Source organism: Kribbella shirazensis, from assembly GCF_011761605.1.
GTDB lineage: Bacteria > Actinomycetota > Actinomycetes > Propionibacteriales > Kribbellaceae > Kribbella > Kribbella shirazensis.
In genome coordinates this window covers 2,272,483-2,286,698 of the sequence record NZ_JAASRO010000001.1, presented here as the reverse complement: position 1 = coordinate 2,286,698, position 14,216 = coordinate 2,272,483, and the positions used below count along the sequence as shown (strand labels likewise).

Below are 14,216 nucleotides of genomic sequence, written 5' to 3'. Positions count from 1 at the left end.
GGAGAGCACCTCTCCGGCGTACTTGTGTCAGAGCTTCAGAGCTTCAGTGACGACGCCACCACGTCGGCCAGCGAGTGCGCGATCTCGTGGGCGGTGTCGGAGGACTCGGCCTCGACCATGACCCGGACGAGCGGCTCGGTGCCGGACGGGCGGAGCAGGACGCGGCCGGTGTCGCCGAGCCGGGTGGTGGCCTCGGCGACCGCGGACTGGACCGCCGGGTCGCTGCCCGCGCGGGACTTGTCCACGTTCTTCACGTTGACCAGGACCTGCGGCAGGCGGGTCATCGCGCCGGCCAGGTCTGCCAGGCTCTTCCCCGTCTGGGCCACCCGGGCGAGCAGCATGACCGCGGTCAGCGTGCCGTCACCGGTGGTCGCGTGGTCGGACAGGATCACGTGCCCGGACTGCTCACCGCCGAGCTTGTGGCCGCCGGCCTTCATCGCCTCCAGCACGTACCGGTCGCCGACCTTGGTCTGCTCGACCGCGATCCGCTCCCGGACCATCGCCTGTACGAAGCCCAGGTTGCTCATCACGGTCGCGACGACGGTGTCGTTCGACAGCCGGCCGCTGTCGCGCATCGCCAGCGCGAGCACCGCGAGGATCTGGTCGCCGTCGACGAGCTCGCCGTTGGCGTCCACCGCCAGGCAGCGGTCCGCGTCGCCGTCGAGCGCGATGCCGAGGTCGGCGCGGTGGCCGATCACCTCGCGCTGCAGCCCCTCGATGTGCGTGGATCCGCAGTCGAGGTTGATGTTCAGGCCGTCCGGGGCGGCGGCGATCGTGATCACCTCGGCACCCAGCCGGCGCAAGGCCTCCGGCGCGGTCTGCGACGCGGCGCCGTTCGCGCAGTCGATGACGACCTTGAGGCCGTCGAACCGGTTCGGGGCCGAGCGGACCAGGTGCGAGACGTACGTCTCGAAGCCCTGCCCGTCGTCGGACACCCGGCCGACACCCGAGCCGGTCGGGCGCTGCCACTCCTCGCCCATCCGGGCCTCGATGGCGTCCTCGATCACGTCGTCGAGCTTGATCCCGCCGCGGGCCAGGAACTTGATGCCGTTGTCCGGCATCGGGTTGTGGCTGGCGGACAGCATCACGCCGAGATCGGCGCCGGTCGAGCCGGTCAGGTACGCGACGGCCGGGGTCGGCAGCACGCCGAGCCGGACGACGTCGACGCCGGCGCTGGCCAGACCGGCCACCACGGCGGCTTCCAGGAACTCACCACTGGCACGAGGATCCCGGCCCACAACGGCGCGTGGCCGGTGCCCTTCGAAGGCACCGGCCTCGCCGAGTACGTGAGCTGCCGCGACCGAGAGGTCGAGCGCCAGCTCCGCGGTCAGGTCCACGTTCGCCAGGCCACGGACTCCGTCCGTGCCGAACAAACGCGCCATCAGATGATCAGCGCTTGCTGTACTGAGGCGCCTTACGGGCCTTCTTGAGACCGGCCTTCTTACGCTCCTTGATCCGCGCGTCGCGGGTGAGCAGACCGGCCTTCTTCAGGCCCGGGCGGTTGGCCTCGAGGTCCGCCGCGTTCAGGCAGCGGGCCACACCCAGCTGCAGCGCACCGGCCTGGCCGGTGATGCCGCCGCCGTTGATCCGGGCGATCACGTCGTACGAGCCCTCGAGGCCCGCGACGACGAACGGCTCGTTCACGTGCTGCTGGTGGACCTTGTTCGGGAAGTAGACGTCGAGGTCCTTCCCGTTGATCTTCCACTTGCCGGTGCCCGGGACGATCCGGACGCGGGCGACGGCCTCCTTGCGGCGACCAGTGGCGCCGGCCGGGTTGATGACCGCGACCCGACCCGTCTCGGCGCGCTGCTCCGGAGCCGGGTTGGTCTCGGAGGTGTAGGCGACCGGGCCCTCGCTGTCGATGGGGACCTCGGGGTCGAACTCTTCGGTCTCGGTGGTGATGTCGCTCACGCTGTGAATCCTCGTTTACCTGGTTCGTCGATCGCTTACTGGGCGATCTGGGTGATCTCGAACGGCTTCGGCTGCTGGGCCGTGTGCGGGTGCTCCGGGCCGGCGTACACCTTCAGCTTGGTCAGCAGCTTCCGGCTCAGACGGTTCTTCGGGAGCATCCCCCAGACGGCCTTCTCGACGGCCTTGCGCGGGTCCTTGTCGAGGATCTCGCCGATCGGCGTCGCGGTCAGACCACCCGGGTGACCCGAGTGGCGGTACGCCAGCTTGTCGGTCCGCTTGGTGCCGGACAGCGCCACCTTGGAGGCGTTGACGACGACGACGAAGTCTCCGCCGTCAACGTGCGGAGCGAACGTCGGCTTGTGCTTGCCGCGCAGCAGGGTGGCGATCTGGACGGCGAGCCGACCGAGCGTGACGTCGGTGGCGTCGATCACGTGCCACTCACGGGTGACGTCAGCAGGCTTCGGGCTGTACGTGCGCACGGTCGTTGACCTTCGTTTCTCAGAGGTGAACAAAACTGGATGTCGGCGAGCGGTCAGCCGACAGGGCATCGACCTGGAACGCACAACAGCAGCCCAGAATACCGGCGTCGGCACGCGCGGGTCAAAGTGAGCCCACACGCCGAGGGGACCCCGGCTTGGAAGCAGCTGAGGACCGCACTAGTTTAGCGGTGAAGATTGCAGTCCGAACCCGCGTCCCGCCGGCTGATCTACCCTCATTCATCCAGGCGATGACGCCAGCTTCCGAAGAGGGCATTGTGACCGAACAGTCGCTCACCGTCCGGGACAACCGGACCGGCAAGGACTTCGACCTTGCCATCACCGATGGCACCATCCGTGCCGCAGACCTCAAGCAGATCAGCGCAACCGACGGCGACGGCGGCCTCGCCACCTACGACCCCGGCTTCGTCAACACCGCGTCCTGCCGTTCCTCCGTCACCTTCATCGACGGCGACAAGGGCATCCTGGAGTACCGCGGCTACCCGATCGAGCAGCTCGCCGAGCAGTCGAACTACCTGGAGGTGGCCTACCTCCTGGTGAACGGCAAGCTGCCGAACAAGGCGGAGTACGAGGCCTGGGCGCACGACGTGACGTATCACACGTTCGTGCACGAGAACCTGAAGACCTTCATGCAGGGCTTCCGGTACGACGCGCACCCGATGGGCATGCTGCTGGCCTCGGTCGGCGCGCTGTCCACGTTCTACCCCGAGTCGCGCAACATCTTCGACGAGGAGTCCCGGGCGCTGCAGATCCGGCGGCTGATCGCCAAGATGCCGACGCTCGGCGCGTTCGCGTTCCGGCACGCACAGGGCAAGCCGTACGTGTACCCGGACAACGAGCTCAGCTACACGGCGAACTTCCTGTCGATGCTGTTCAAGATGAGCGAGCCGAAGTACGCCGCCGACGACCGGCTGGTGCGCGCGCTGGAGATCCTGTTCATCCTGCACGCCGACCACGAGCAGAACGCGTCCACCAACGCGGTCCGGGCGATCGGCTCGACCCAGGTCGACCCGTACACCGCGGTGGCCGGCGGGATCGGCGCGCTCTACGGCCCGCTGCACGGCGGCGCCAACGAGGCCGTGCTGAAGATGCTGCGCCGGATCGGCTCGGTCGACAACGTGCCGTCGTTCATCGAGGGCGTGAAGAACGGCGAAGAGCGGCTGATGGGCTTCGGCCACCGGGTCTACAAGAACTACGACCCGCGCGCGAAGATCATCAAGAAGGCCGCCGACGACGTCTTCGAGGTCACCGGGATCAACCCGCTGCTGAAGATCGCCGTCGAACTGGAGAAGATCGCGCTGGAGGACGAGTACTTCGTCTCCCGCAAGCTCTACCCGAACGTCGACTTCTACTCCGGCCTGATCTACGAGGCACTGCAGTTCCCGCCGGAGATGTTCACCGTGCTGTTCGCGATCCCGCGGACCTCCGGCTGGCTGGCCCAGTGGCTGGAGATGCTCGGCGACGGCGACCAGAAGATCGCCCGCCCGAAGCAGATCTACACCGGCGGGCGCGGCGTCCAGTACGTCCCGATGGGCGACCGCTGACCGCTCCACCCGCACGGCCCCTCGACCAACCGGTCGAGGGGCCGTTTTGTGTCCGCGGGCGCTGTTAGCTTCGGTAGATGGGAACACTGGCGGGGAAGGTCGCGCTCGTCACCGGAGCGAGTCGCGGCGTGGGGAAGGGGATTGCTCTCGGGCTCGGTGAGCAGGGAGCAACCGTGTACGTCACCGGCCGGACCGAGAGCGGCGGGCCGGCCACGACGCTGCTGCCCGGCACGGTGCAGAAGACCGCGGCCGAGGTCACGGCGCTGGGCGGGCGGGGGGTGGCGATCGGCTGCGACCACCGCGACGACGAGCAGACGAGGCGGGCCGTCCAGCGGGTGCTGGACGACGCCGGGCGTCTCGACGTACTCGTGAACAACGTGTGGGGCGGCTACGAGTACTTCTGGGACGGTACGCCGTTCTGGGAGGAGGCCGGCTTCTGGACGCAGCCGCTCGAGCGCTGGGACTCGGCGTTCCGGGCCGGGGTCCGAGCCCACTACGTGACCAGCGTGGCGGCGGCACCCACGATGGTCGCGCAGGGAGCCGGACTGATCGTCAGCGTCTCGTCGGAGGGCGCCGCGAAGGTCGACACCAGCGTCGCGTACGGCGCGGCGAAGGCGGCGACCGACCACATGATCGCGTGCATGGCGCACGAACTGCGCGATCACGGTGTGACCGCGGTGTCCTTGTACCCGGGCCTGGTACGAACCGAGTCGGTGCTGCGCGCGGCGGAGTACTTCGACCTGTCGGACTCGGAGTCGCCGCAGTTCGTCGGCCGCGGGGTCGCGGCGCTGGCCGCCGACCCGGAGGTCATCCGCTTCACCGGCCAGGTCGTTCGCAGCTCGGCTCTGGCCGACGAGTACGGCTTCAGCGACCCGGTCCCGCGCTGACCCGCCACCGTTCGGTGGTTAATGTCTAGCAAATTAACCAACAATCGGGTATTGATCACTGCTGCCTTCAGGTTAATGCTTTCACCATGACCAGGGAAGGGCGTACGACGCTGCGGGACGTGGCCGAGGCCGCGGGGGTGTCGGTTGCCACCTGTTCCTATGTGCTGAGTGGGCGCGCGGACCGGACGACGCCGCTGCCGGAGCCGACGCGGAAGCGGGTCGAGGACGCCGCGCGGCGGCTCGGGTACAAGGGGAACACCGCGGCGCGGAGCCTGCGGCGGCAGCGGTCGGAGCTGATCGCGATCGTCTACGCGCCGCCGGTGAGCCCGTGGCTCGACCACCTCACCTGGGAGTGCGAGGACATCGCCGCCGCCCGCGGCTACTCGGTCATCGGCGTCCCGGTACGGCGCCTCGACCGGGCGGCCCAGTCGCTGCGGGTCATCACCCGCGGGCATGTCGACGGCGCGATCTTCACTCCGGTCCTCAGCGACGACCTCGACCTCACCGCGGCCCGCCGCTCCACCCGCGCGCTGATGGCCTTCAGCGACAGCCTGCGGATGCCCGGGGTCGATGTCGTCCGCAACAACGTCCGCACGGCCCTCGCGGAGGCGACCACCTACCTGATCGACGCCGGCCGCGAGCGGATCGCCTACTTGTCCCACACCGGCGTGCAGGAAGACCGTTACCTCGGGTACGTCGACGCACTGGAGCAGGCGGGCCGCGAGGTCGACCCGGCGCTCGTGCGCGTCGGCGCGGCGTCGCGGGAGGACGCCGTGCTCGTGGTCCGCGAACTGCTCGACGGACCGAACCCGCCGGACGCCGTCGTGTCCGAGTCCGACCGCGGTGGTTTCGCCGCCCTGCAGGCCGCCGCCGACCGCGGCGTCAAGGTGCCGGACGACCTGGCCGTGATCGGCACCGGCAACACCCGCGAGGCGACGAACTCGATGCCGTCACTGACCAGCGTCGGCATGCACCAGCTCGACTTCACCGAGATGGTCGAGGCGCTGTTCGCGCGTATCGACGATCCCACGCTGCCGGCCCGGGAGCTGTTGATGCCCTGGGTGCTGAACCACCGCGCATCCGCGTAGCCCCTGCTCCGGGTGCTTCCGCCGTACCGCCGTTCGAAAGGTTTGTCATGCCCTCGTTCAACCGTCGTTCGTTCCTGCAGCTGGGGCTGGGCGTCACCGTGCTCGGTGCTGTCGGCTGCTCCCCCGCCAAACCCGCCGCGCAGAAGGCCGACAGCCGGACGTTCACGATCTACTGGAACGCCGGGCACGGGTACCGGGCCTACAAGGACGTCATCGACCAGTTCGGCAAGGACCACGACCTGCAGATGAACTGGCAGAAGTTCCAGTGGCCGGACCTGACCACGAAACTCACGGCCGATTTCCGTTCCGGAAACGTTCCTGACCTCGTCGAGGAAGTTTCCGCCGGGACCGGAACGCAGTACGGACTGGCCGGAAACGTTCTGGCGCTGGACGAGTTCGCGGCCGCGGACAAGGAATTCGGTTTTCCGGGGGATTTCCTGGACCAGGCTGTGGTCGCCCGCCAGTACGAGGGCAAGACGTACTCGATCCCGCTGCACCTGACGGCGAACGGGCTGCTCTTCTACAACAAGCAGATGCTGTCCGCGGCGGGCTTCGACAAGCCGCCGGCCAGCTGGGACGAGTTCCTCGAGGTGGCGAAGGCGACCACCAAGGACAAGGTCAGCGGCTGCGCGCTCAACTCGGATCCGAGCTACGCGGCGCCGTACTACAGCCAGCAGAAGGTCGACTTCAGCAACGTCGGCGCGAAGCAGTTCATGATGCCCGCTGATGGTGCGCTGCAGGCGATGCAGTGGATGCAGGACCTGATCTACACCCACAAGGTCTCCCCCGCTCCCGTGGCGACCACCGACTACTCGGGTCCGCAGAAGCTGTTCTCCGCCAGGCGGGCCGCGATGTTCGTCTCCGGTCCATGGGACATCGGCCCGATCCGTCAGGGCAGTCCGGACCTCGATCTCGGCCTCGCCGTACCGCTGACCGGGGCCGTGCAGTCCGCGGCGATGGCCGGCGCCGGTCTGATGATCCCGGCGAAGGCGAAGGACCCGAAGCTGTCCTGGGAGCTGATCACCAAGCTCGCCGCCGTCAAGGTCGAGCTCGCCGCGACCAAGGAAGCCGGTATGTCGATGCCGCGCAAGAGCTGGGCCGCCGACCCCGCGGTCGCCGCGGACCCGAACCTCGCGACGATCGCGAAAGCCCTTGCCGTGGTGGCGAAACAGGACGTCGCGCTGTCCGCGAGCGGGAAGGCCGCGCAGATCAACGAGCTGTGGAAGAAGGCGTACCAGCAGATGATCATCCAGCACGCACCGGTCGGCCAGACACTGGACGACTTCCGCAAGCAAGCCGGAGCCGCACTGTGATCCGTCGCCGTCAGGCGCTGACCGCATGGCTGTTCCTCACCCCGGCAGTGCTGTTCTTCGCGCTCCTGTTCTTCGTCCCGATCGGCAACCAACTGTTGACCGGCGCGTACGGGTCCGACGGCGTCTCGTTCGTCGGACTCGGCAACTTCACCCGTGCCTTCGCAGATCCCGAGGTTCTGCACTCGTTCCTGATCACGCTCGCGTACGCCGCCGGCACCTTGGTCGTCGGTACCGCGGTGGGCCTCGGACTGGCCGTGATCCTCAACCAGTCGCTGCGCGGCCGCACACTGTTCCGCTCGGTGCTGCTGATTCCGTACCTGACGTCGGTGTCGATCATCGGCCTGCTCTGGCGGAACATCCTGGATCCGCAGGTGGGCATCCTCAATCGCCTGCTCGAGGCGGTCGGCCTGCCCGGGCAGACCTGGCTGAGCACCCACCCGCTGGCCACGATCGTCGGAATCACGGTCTGGTCCGGCGCGGGCTACACGATGGTGCTGTTCCTGGCCGGCCTGCAGGGCATTCCGGGGCTGTACTACGAAGCCGCGCGGATCGACGGCGCCGGACCGTGGCGGCGGTTCTTCGCGATCACGCTGCCGCTGCTCGCGCCGACAACGTTGTTCGTGTCGATCATCGGACTGATCAGCACGCTGCAGCAGTTCGCGCTGCCGTACATCGTCACCGGCGGCGGTCCCGGCAACGCGACCTCGCTCTACGCGCACCGGCTGTTCATCGTCGCGTTCAACGACAACGATTTCGGGTACGCGTCGGCGCTGTCGGTGCTGCTGCTGATCGTCGTACTGATCCTGTCACTGGCGCAGCTGCGGATCGGGGAGCGGACCGATGCGTGAACGGCTCTTTCCCGGCGACCGCGTCGCGGCGTACGTCGTCCTCGTCCTGCTCGGTCTCGTCACCGTGCTGCCGCTGCTGTACATGATCGTGCTCGCGCTGCAGAGCGACGGCGAGGTGCAGTCCGGTGATCCGGTGCTGTGGCCCGCCGACCTGCAGTGGGGGAACTTCACGCGGTTGTTCGAGGCGGCGCCGTTCGGGCGGTTCTTCGTGAACAGCTTCGTGATGGCCGGCGCGATCACCGTCTCGCACCTGGTCTTCGACCCGCTGGTCGGGTACGTGTTCGCGAAGCTGGACTTCCCCGGCAAGCGGATCGCGTTCGTCGCCGTCCTGTCGACGCTGATGGTGCCGTTCTTCGTCCGGATGCTGCCGATCTACTCGATCTTCGCGAGCCTGGGCTGGATCGACAGCTACCAAGGGCTGATCGTGCCGTTCCTGATGGATGCCTACGGCATCTTTCTGATGCGGCAGTTCATCCGGCCGCTGCCGGACGAGCTGATCGAGGCGGCCCGGGTGGACGGCGCCGGCGAGTTCCGGATCTACCTGCGGGTGATCCTGCCGCAGTGCAAGCCGGCGCTGGCCGTGCTCGGCCTGTTCACGTTCGTCTTCCAGTGGAACGAGTTCCTCTGGCCGCTGATCGCCACCAGCCGGACCGAGATGCGCACGCTGCCGATCGGGCTGACGCTGTTCAACCAGGAGTACTTCACGCAGTGGAACCTGACGGCGGCCGGCGCGCTGATCCTGTTCGTCCCGACCGCGATCTTCTTCGTGATCACCCAGAAGTTCCTGGTGGAGGGCATCGCCCTCTCCGGACTGAAATGAGACCTCCTGATGCGCCCCAATGTGATCGTTTTCTTCACCGACCAGCAGCGCTGGGACACCGTCGGCGCGGCGGGATGTCCGCTCGGCCTGACACCCAACCTCGACCTGATGGCCCGCCGCGGCACGTTCTTCGAGACTGCCTGCACCACCAACCCGGTATGTGCTCCGGCGCGTGCGGCCCTGCAGACCGGACTGTTTCCGACGAACGCCGGCGTTTTCCGCAACAGCGTTCCGTTGCCGACCGACGCGCCGGCATTGGGCCGCCTGTTCGGTGATGCCGGGTACCAGACCGCGTACATCGGCAAGTGGCACCTCGGGACCCAGGACCCGGTCCCGGCCGAGGAGCAGGCGGGGTACGAGTACTGGCTGGCGTCCAACCTGCTCGAGTTCACCTCCGACGCCTATCGGACCGTGGTGTACGACAGGAACGGCGAGCCGGTGTTCCTCCCCGGCTACCGCCCGGACGCGCTGACCGACGCGGCGATCCGCTACGTCACCCGCGCGTCGGCCGAGGACCGTCCGTTCATGCTCTTCCTCTCGCTGATCGAGCCGCATCACCAGAACGAGCACGACGACTACCCGGCCCCCGAGGTCTACCGCAACACCTACACGGGCGCCTGGCTACCGCCGGATCTGGCGACACTGCCCGGTACGGCGCACCAGCACGCCGCGGGGTACTACGGCCAGATCAAACGCGTCGACGAGTGTCTGGGGCGACTGCGGGACGCACTGGCCAGTCTCGACCTCGCGGACGACACCCTGCTGCTCTACACGTCCGACCACGGCTCACACTTCAAAACGCGGAACAGCGAGTACAAGCGCTCGCCCCACGACGGGTCGGTCCGGGTGCCGCTGGTGGTCGAGGGGCCGGGGTACCGCGGAGGCTCGCGGGTGAGCGCACCGGTCAGCACGGTCGACGTCGTACCGACGCTGCTGGACGCGGCGGGGATCGCGCTGCCCGGCAACCTCGACGGCGTACCCCTGCGGGAATCCCGTCGCGACGCGGTGCTGATCCAGGTCAGTGAGTCGGAGGTCGGTCGGGCGCTGCGGACCGAGCGGTGGAAGTACTACGTGCACGCTCCGGAGGCCGGAGATGTGCCCGCGGCCGAGGTCTACACCGAGCGGGCGCTGTACGACCTCGCCGCGGATCCGTACGAGCTCGACAACCTGATCGACAGCGTCAATCACCAAGAGGTCGCCGCCGGGTTGCGGGCGCGGCTCGTCGACGAGATCGCCGCGGTCGAAGGGCAAGCCGTGACGGTGGCGCCGTACCCGGAGGTCCGCGACCGCGGGCGTTTTCCGGAAACGACGGTTCGCCGGCTGAAACTGGACGGCCGGCGCCTCGAGTAGCGGGGATGGGGCGCTCGGAGCAGCTGGATTGGAGATGGCCCCGGGCGGGCTCGATGCCTCGGTCCGGGGCCATCCGGCGCCTCTGCGGACTAGGACGCGGACGAGGCGGCGGCCGGTTCCTTCAGATGGGCGATCAGTGCGTCGGCCTGGCCGCGGGCGCGGATCATCGCGAGGTGGTCGATGTAGTCCCGGGACTCCACGATCAAACCGTCGCGTACCCGCAGGACGAAGATCGCCGGGACGCGGAACGGCTCACCGCTGGCCACGACCGTCCCGGCGTACTCGAACTCGGCCACGATCACCTCCGGGTCGGTCGTGTGGTGCACGCGGATGTTGTCCGGCTGGAAGCGCACGACCTCGGCGACGCGCGGGCCGACGCCGCCGAAGTGCTCCCGGAGCGCGTCCCGGGTGAGCAGCGGGTGGTCGCCGTACGGGTTCATCGGGTGCCGGACATCGGTCTGCTCGGCATACAACGGCGGCAGCGCGGCGAAGTCGCGGTCGGCGACGCCGTGGACGAGCTTCAGGAAGACCTCTTCAGGAGTCATCGGATTCCTCACGACATAAACGGAGTGACAACTTCGAATATATGGAGTCTCGACTTCGTTTACAACCGGGACTGGAGTCACGGCGTCTTCTAGGCTGAGGGTGACGGAGGGGAGCTGGGGTGCGAGCAGACGCACGGGACAACCGGGCCAGGATCATGGCCGCCGCGGACAACGTTTTCGGACGGTCGCCGGGAGCGTCCACCGACGACGTGGCGAAGTTGGCCGGGGTCGGGATCGCCACCGTTTTCCGGCACTTCCCGACCAAGACCGACCTGCTCGAGGCGGTCCTGACGCTGCGGCTGGAGCGGATCCGGGACCGGGCGCTGGAACTGGCCGGCAGCGCCGACCCGGGAACGGCGTTCTTCGAGTTCTTCACGCAGGTGGTGTCCGAGTCCGCGTCGAAGCTGGCGATCGCGGAAGCCTTGAGCGCGGCGGGCGCGGCCGCCGGCGAGGAGGCGCGGGAGGCCGGTCGCGGGATGCGGGAGGCGTTCGGCGGACTGCTCGCCGCGGCGCAGAAGGCCGGTGCGGTCCGGGCCGACGCGCAGTTCCCCGAGGTGTACGCGCTGCTGATCGGCGCGTCCCGCGGGGCGACTGCCGCCGAACTCGATCCGGAGACCCGGGACCGGATGCTGGCGCTGGTCTTCGACGGCCTGAAAACGCTTTCGTGAAACGTTTTCTGCGCATCGCCGTGATCGTGCTGCTGGTCCTGGTCGTCCCGCTCGGCGCGTATGCGGTCTCGCTGCGCGTGCACTTCGCCGGTGATCCGTCCACGGAGGCCCGCACCCGGAACCAGGACGCGTTCTGGCTCGGCCACGCCTGGGTCGACGGACGGAAAACGGCTGCCGACGTGACCGCGCTGGCCCAGCAGCTACTGGGAACAGGCATCCGGGATCTCTACGTGCACGCCGGTCCGCTGGAGCACGACGGTACGTTGCCCTTGGCAAAGGTTTCGCCGAGGGCGCGGTGGTTCGTCGACGCGGTGCATGCCGCGGCTCCCGGCGTCCGCGTGCAGGCCTGGCTCGGTGACGTCGTACAGCCGGGCAAGGATCCCGGGATGAACCTCGACGATCCGGCGGTCCGCAAGCGCGTGGTCGCATCGGCGGCCGCCGTTCTGCAGCAGGGTTTCGAGGGCATCCACTACGACTTCGAGCCGGTCCGGTCGGGGTCGAAGGGATACCTGGCCGTCCTGGACGAGACCCGTACGCTCGGTGCGACGCTGTCGGTCGCGGCCGCGCAGATCGACACGTTGTGGTACCTGCATGCGACCCCCGTCGACAAGTGGTGGTCGCAGGACTACTTCCGCCAGGTCGCCGAACGCGTCAACCAGATCGCAGTGATGTCCTACGACACCGCGCTGCCACTGGAGTCCTTGTACGGCGGGTACGTCGCCAAGCAGACCAAGCTGGCGCTGGAGGTCACTCCCCCGACAACTGACCTGCTCATGGGCCTCCCGGCGTACTGGGAGAACAACGCGGCCCACTGGGGCCACGCGGAAACGGTCACCGCGGCAGTCCGCGGCGCACGCCTCGGCCTGGGCACCTCCACCCGCCAGAACTTCGGTCTGGCCCTGTACGTCGACTTCGCCGCCACCGACGAGCACTTGGCGGCGTACCGCGACGGCTGGTGTGTGGCGCCCTAGAACGGGCTCCAGCGGGCCAGCACGAGGATCAGCACGCAGACAGCCACCAAGGCCGCGTTGATCAACAGGACCGGTGAGAGGCGGCGGCCGACGGTCTGGTCCGGCAGACCGGTGCGGGAGCGGAGCCGGAGGGTCTCGAACACGGCGGCCACCTCAGGCAGTTGCTGCTCGGGGATACCGCCGACAACGTGCCAGTCCTCACCGGCCTCCAGGCTCAGACCGTCTTCCTCGATCTCGACCGCGTCGACGGACCGCCAGGGCACACGCCGTTCCGACCAGCCGGTGCGGATCCACAGGTCGGTCGCGCTGGCCATGACCCGGTAAAACGCCCGCGAGCCAAACGTCTGGACCAGCTGTGCACCGACACCGGTCGCCAGGATGGCCGCGAACCAGTCGCCCCAGACCGCAAAGGTCCCCACCGCGACCGGAACGACGACCACTACGGCGATCAGCGCCGGCAGTGCCCACTGAGGCCGGGCCCGCAGCGGAACCTCCCAGGGCAGCCTCGGCACCTCCCGGGCCGCCTCGACGGACCGGGTTGCGGGAACGTCCTCGTCCGGCTCGAAGTCCTCCGGCAGACCGACCACCCGCTCTGCGCGCCACGGGAGCCGGCGCGGCGCCCGGAACGGACTGAGCGGCCGCAGGATCTGGTCGCCGAACACGATCGTCGGCCAACTGCCCTCCGCCAGGTCGCCGACGAGCAAAGCGTCGCCACGGTACCGGTGGAGGGTCTCCTCCCACTCCCGCTTGAGCTTGGCCGGCGCCTGATCCGCCTCCTCACCGAGCGCGTCCACAGCGTCGAACAACCGCGACTCGCTCTCCTCGTCGTCCAGTGCGGCATCCAGGAAGCCCAGCAGGACCCGACCGTCCGCGGAGCTGACGGCGAACGCCGAAGACGCGTCCGGCTCGATCCGCACCGGCAGTGCCGGCCCGCGCCAGGCTCTGCGCGGATGCGCCCTACGGAGCCGCAGATCGCGCAGCAGGAACAGAAGCGCAAGCAGCCAGACACCACTGGCGACCCCAAGCCAGTGCGTGTTGTCGGCGGGCTCAGCACGCAGCCGGAGCCAGCTGCCGTCTTGTGGATCGACGCGGACCGGGAGCTGTGCCCCGTCGTCGTAGTCGTCCAGCGGGCTGACAGTGTGGGTCCGGCCGTCCGGCAGCTGGAGTACGAGTTCGCCGTCGTCGGTGTGGCTCTTCACAACGGCCGTCTGCTCCACGGAACGCCGTACGTGCTCGTCCTCGCGTTGGTCCTGGCGGTTCATCCAGCCGACCGCCACGGCCCCTATCAGCACCAGTGCACCGGCTACGAGGAGCCGGCTGGTCACACCGATCCGGGCGGCCGGCGGAACCTGTACGTGATGCCGCGGCGCGCTTGCCGCGATGGAGCGCTGGTTGCGGCGGCTGGTGACCATCCGCAGCAGCAGTGCGGCACAGGCGACGCCGTACACGGCCCAAGCGATCTGCGTCGACCTGATGTCGTCGTACAGGAGTTCCCCGATCATGAACAGGACTCCCGCTGCCGCGGCAACGAGCGGGTGCCACCACAGCAGGACGACCGACGAGAGCAGGAGGGTGATCACCAACGCCGTCAGCGGGTCCGGACCGCACACCGTCGGGTCCTCGGCCGAGCACCGGCCGAGGTCGGGGAGCAGCGATGCCACGACGGCGGCCAACCAGACAACGGGCATCAGCCAGCGGTAGAGCCAGCTCGGAACCACGGTGCGGACCCAGCGGGCAGCAAGATCGCCTGTCATCGGAGTTCCCCCCTCCTTGT

General features: G+C 68.6%; 14 protein-coding genes. 9 read left to right on the top strand and 5 right to left on the bottom strand.

Annotation, left to right across the window (positions count from 1 at the left end; translation table 11 throughout):
- Positions 1–35 precede the first annotated feature (35 nt).
- From glmM to rplM, 3 genes are read right to left on the bottom strand one after another with little or no spacing between them, the layout of a single operon-like run.
- Positions 36–1,382 (bottom strand): phosphoglucosamine mutase, encoded by a 1,347-nt coding sequence (gene glmM, locus BJY22_RS11275; protein WP_167205949.1) that lies wholly within the window; start codon positions 1,380–1,382, stop codon positions 36–38.
- Positions 1,383–1,389: 7 nt separating this feature from the next.
- Positions 1,390–1,911, bottom strand: coding sequence for a 30S ribosomal protein S9 (rpsI, locus tag BJY22_RS11270; RefSeq protein WP_141854750.1), 522 nt, complete (start codon positions 1,909–1,911; stop codon positions 1,390–1,392).
- Positions 1,912–1,946: 35 nt separating this feature from the next.
- Entirely contained in the window at positions 1,947–2,390 is a 444-nt protein-coding gene (gene rplM, locus BJY22_RS11265; protein WP_131286311.1) for a 50S ribosomal protein L13, read from the bottom strand.
- Between the two features lie 275 nt (positions 2,391–2,665).
- On the opposite strand from rplM, the gene BJY22_RS11260 reads away from it, so the two are divergent.
- The 7 genes from BJY22_RS11260 to BJY22_RS11230 all read left to right on the top strand — a co-directional run bounded on the left by BJY22_RS11260 (position 2,666) and on the right by BJY22_RS11230 (position 10,258).
- Complete coding sequence (locus BJY22_RS11260) at positions 2,666–3,952, top strand: citrate synthase (RefSeq protein ID WP_337758520.1); 1,287 nt, start codon at positions 2,666–2,668, stop codon at positions 3,950–3,952.
- A gap of 77 nt (positions 3,953–4,029) precedes the next feature.
- Positions 4,030–4,839 carry an SDR family NAD(P)-dependent oxidoreductase gene (locus BJY22_RS11255; protein WP_167205945.1) on the top strand — a complete coding sequence of 270 codons (810 nt, stop codon included), beginning with the start codon at positions 4,030–4,032 and terminating at the stop codon, positions 4,837–4,839.
- Between the two features lie 86 nt (positions 4,840–4,925).
- Positions 4,926–5,927 (top strand): LacI family DNA-binding transcriptional regulator, encoded by a 1,002-nt coding sequence (locus BJY22_RS11250; protein ID WP_167205943.1) that lies wholly within the window; start codon positions 4,926–4,928, stop codon positions 5,925–5,927.
- A 47-nt stretch (positions 5,928–5,974) separates the two neighbouring features.
- Positions 5,975–7,240, top strand: coding sequence for an extracellular solute-binding protein (locus BJY22_RS11245; protein WP_167205941.1), 1,266 nt, complete (start codon positions 5,975–5,977; stop codon positions 7,238–7,240).
- Positions 7,237–8,088, top strand: coding sequence for a carbohydrate ABC transporter permease (locus BJY22_RS11240; RefSeq protein ID WP_337758518.1), 852 nt, complete (start codon positions 7,237–7,239; stop codon positions 8,086–8,088). The genes BJY22_RS11245 and BJY22_RS11240 overlap by 4 nt, the downstream gene beginning before the upstream one ends.
- Positions 8,081–8,908 carry a carbohydrate ABC transporter permease gene (locus BJY22_RS11235; protein ID WP_167205939.1) on the top strand — a complete coding sequence of 276 codons (828 nt, stop codon included), beginning with the start codon at positions 8,081–8,083 and terminating at the stop codon, positions 8,906–8,908. Before BJY22_RS11240 ends, BJY22_RS11235 begins: the two co-directional genes overlap by 8 nt.
- 9 nt (positions 8,909–8,917) lie before the next feature.
- Positions 8,918–10,258, top strand: a complete 1,341-nt coding sequence (locus BJY22_RS11230) for a sulfatase-like hydrolase/transferase (RefSeq protein WP_167205937.1) — start codon at positions 8,918–8,920, stop codon at positions 10,256–10,258.
- Between the two features lie 89 nt (positions 10,259–10,347).
- Here the strand turns inward: BJY22_RS11230 and BJY22_RS11225 are convergent, their stop codons facing one another.
- Positions 10,348–10,803: a nuclear transport factor 2 family protein gene (locus BJY22_RS11225; RefSeq protein ID WP_167205935.1), complete on the bottom strand. Its 456-nt coding sequence runs from the start codon at positions 10,801–10,803 to the stop codon at positions 10,348–10,350.
- Positions 10,804–10,922: 119 nt separating this feature from the next.
- On the opposite strand from BJY22_RS11225, the gene BJY22_RS11220 reads away from it, so the two are divergent.
- Positions 10,923–11,471 carry a TetR/AcrR family transcriptional regulator gene (locus tag BJY22_RS11220; RefSeq protein ID WP_337758515.1) on the top strand — a complete coding sequence of 183 codons (549 nt, stop codon included), beginning with the start codon at positions 10,923–10,925 and terminating at the stop codon, positions 11,469–11,471.
- Complete coding sequence (locus tag BJY22_RS11215) at positions 11,468–12,442, top strand: glycoside hydrolase family 18 protein (protein ID WP_337758514.1); 975 nt, start codon at positions 11,468–11,470, stop codon at positions 12,440–12,442. The genes BJY22_RS11220 and BJY22_RS11215 overlap by 4 nt, the downstream gene beginning before the upstream one ends.
- On the opposite strand, the gene BJY22_RS11210 is transcribed toward BJY22_RS11215, so the two are convergent.
- Positions 12,439–14,196: a hypothetical protein gene (locus BJY22_RS11210; RefSeq protein ID WP_167205932.1), complete on the bottom strand. Its 1,758-nt coding sequence runs from the start codon at positions 14,194–14,196 to the stop codon at positions 12,439–12,441. The genes BJY22_RS11215 and BJY22_RS11210 overlap by 4 nt on opposite strands.
- Positions 14,197–14,216: the final 20 nt, after the last annotated feature.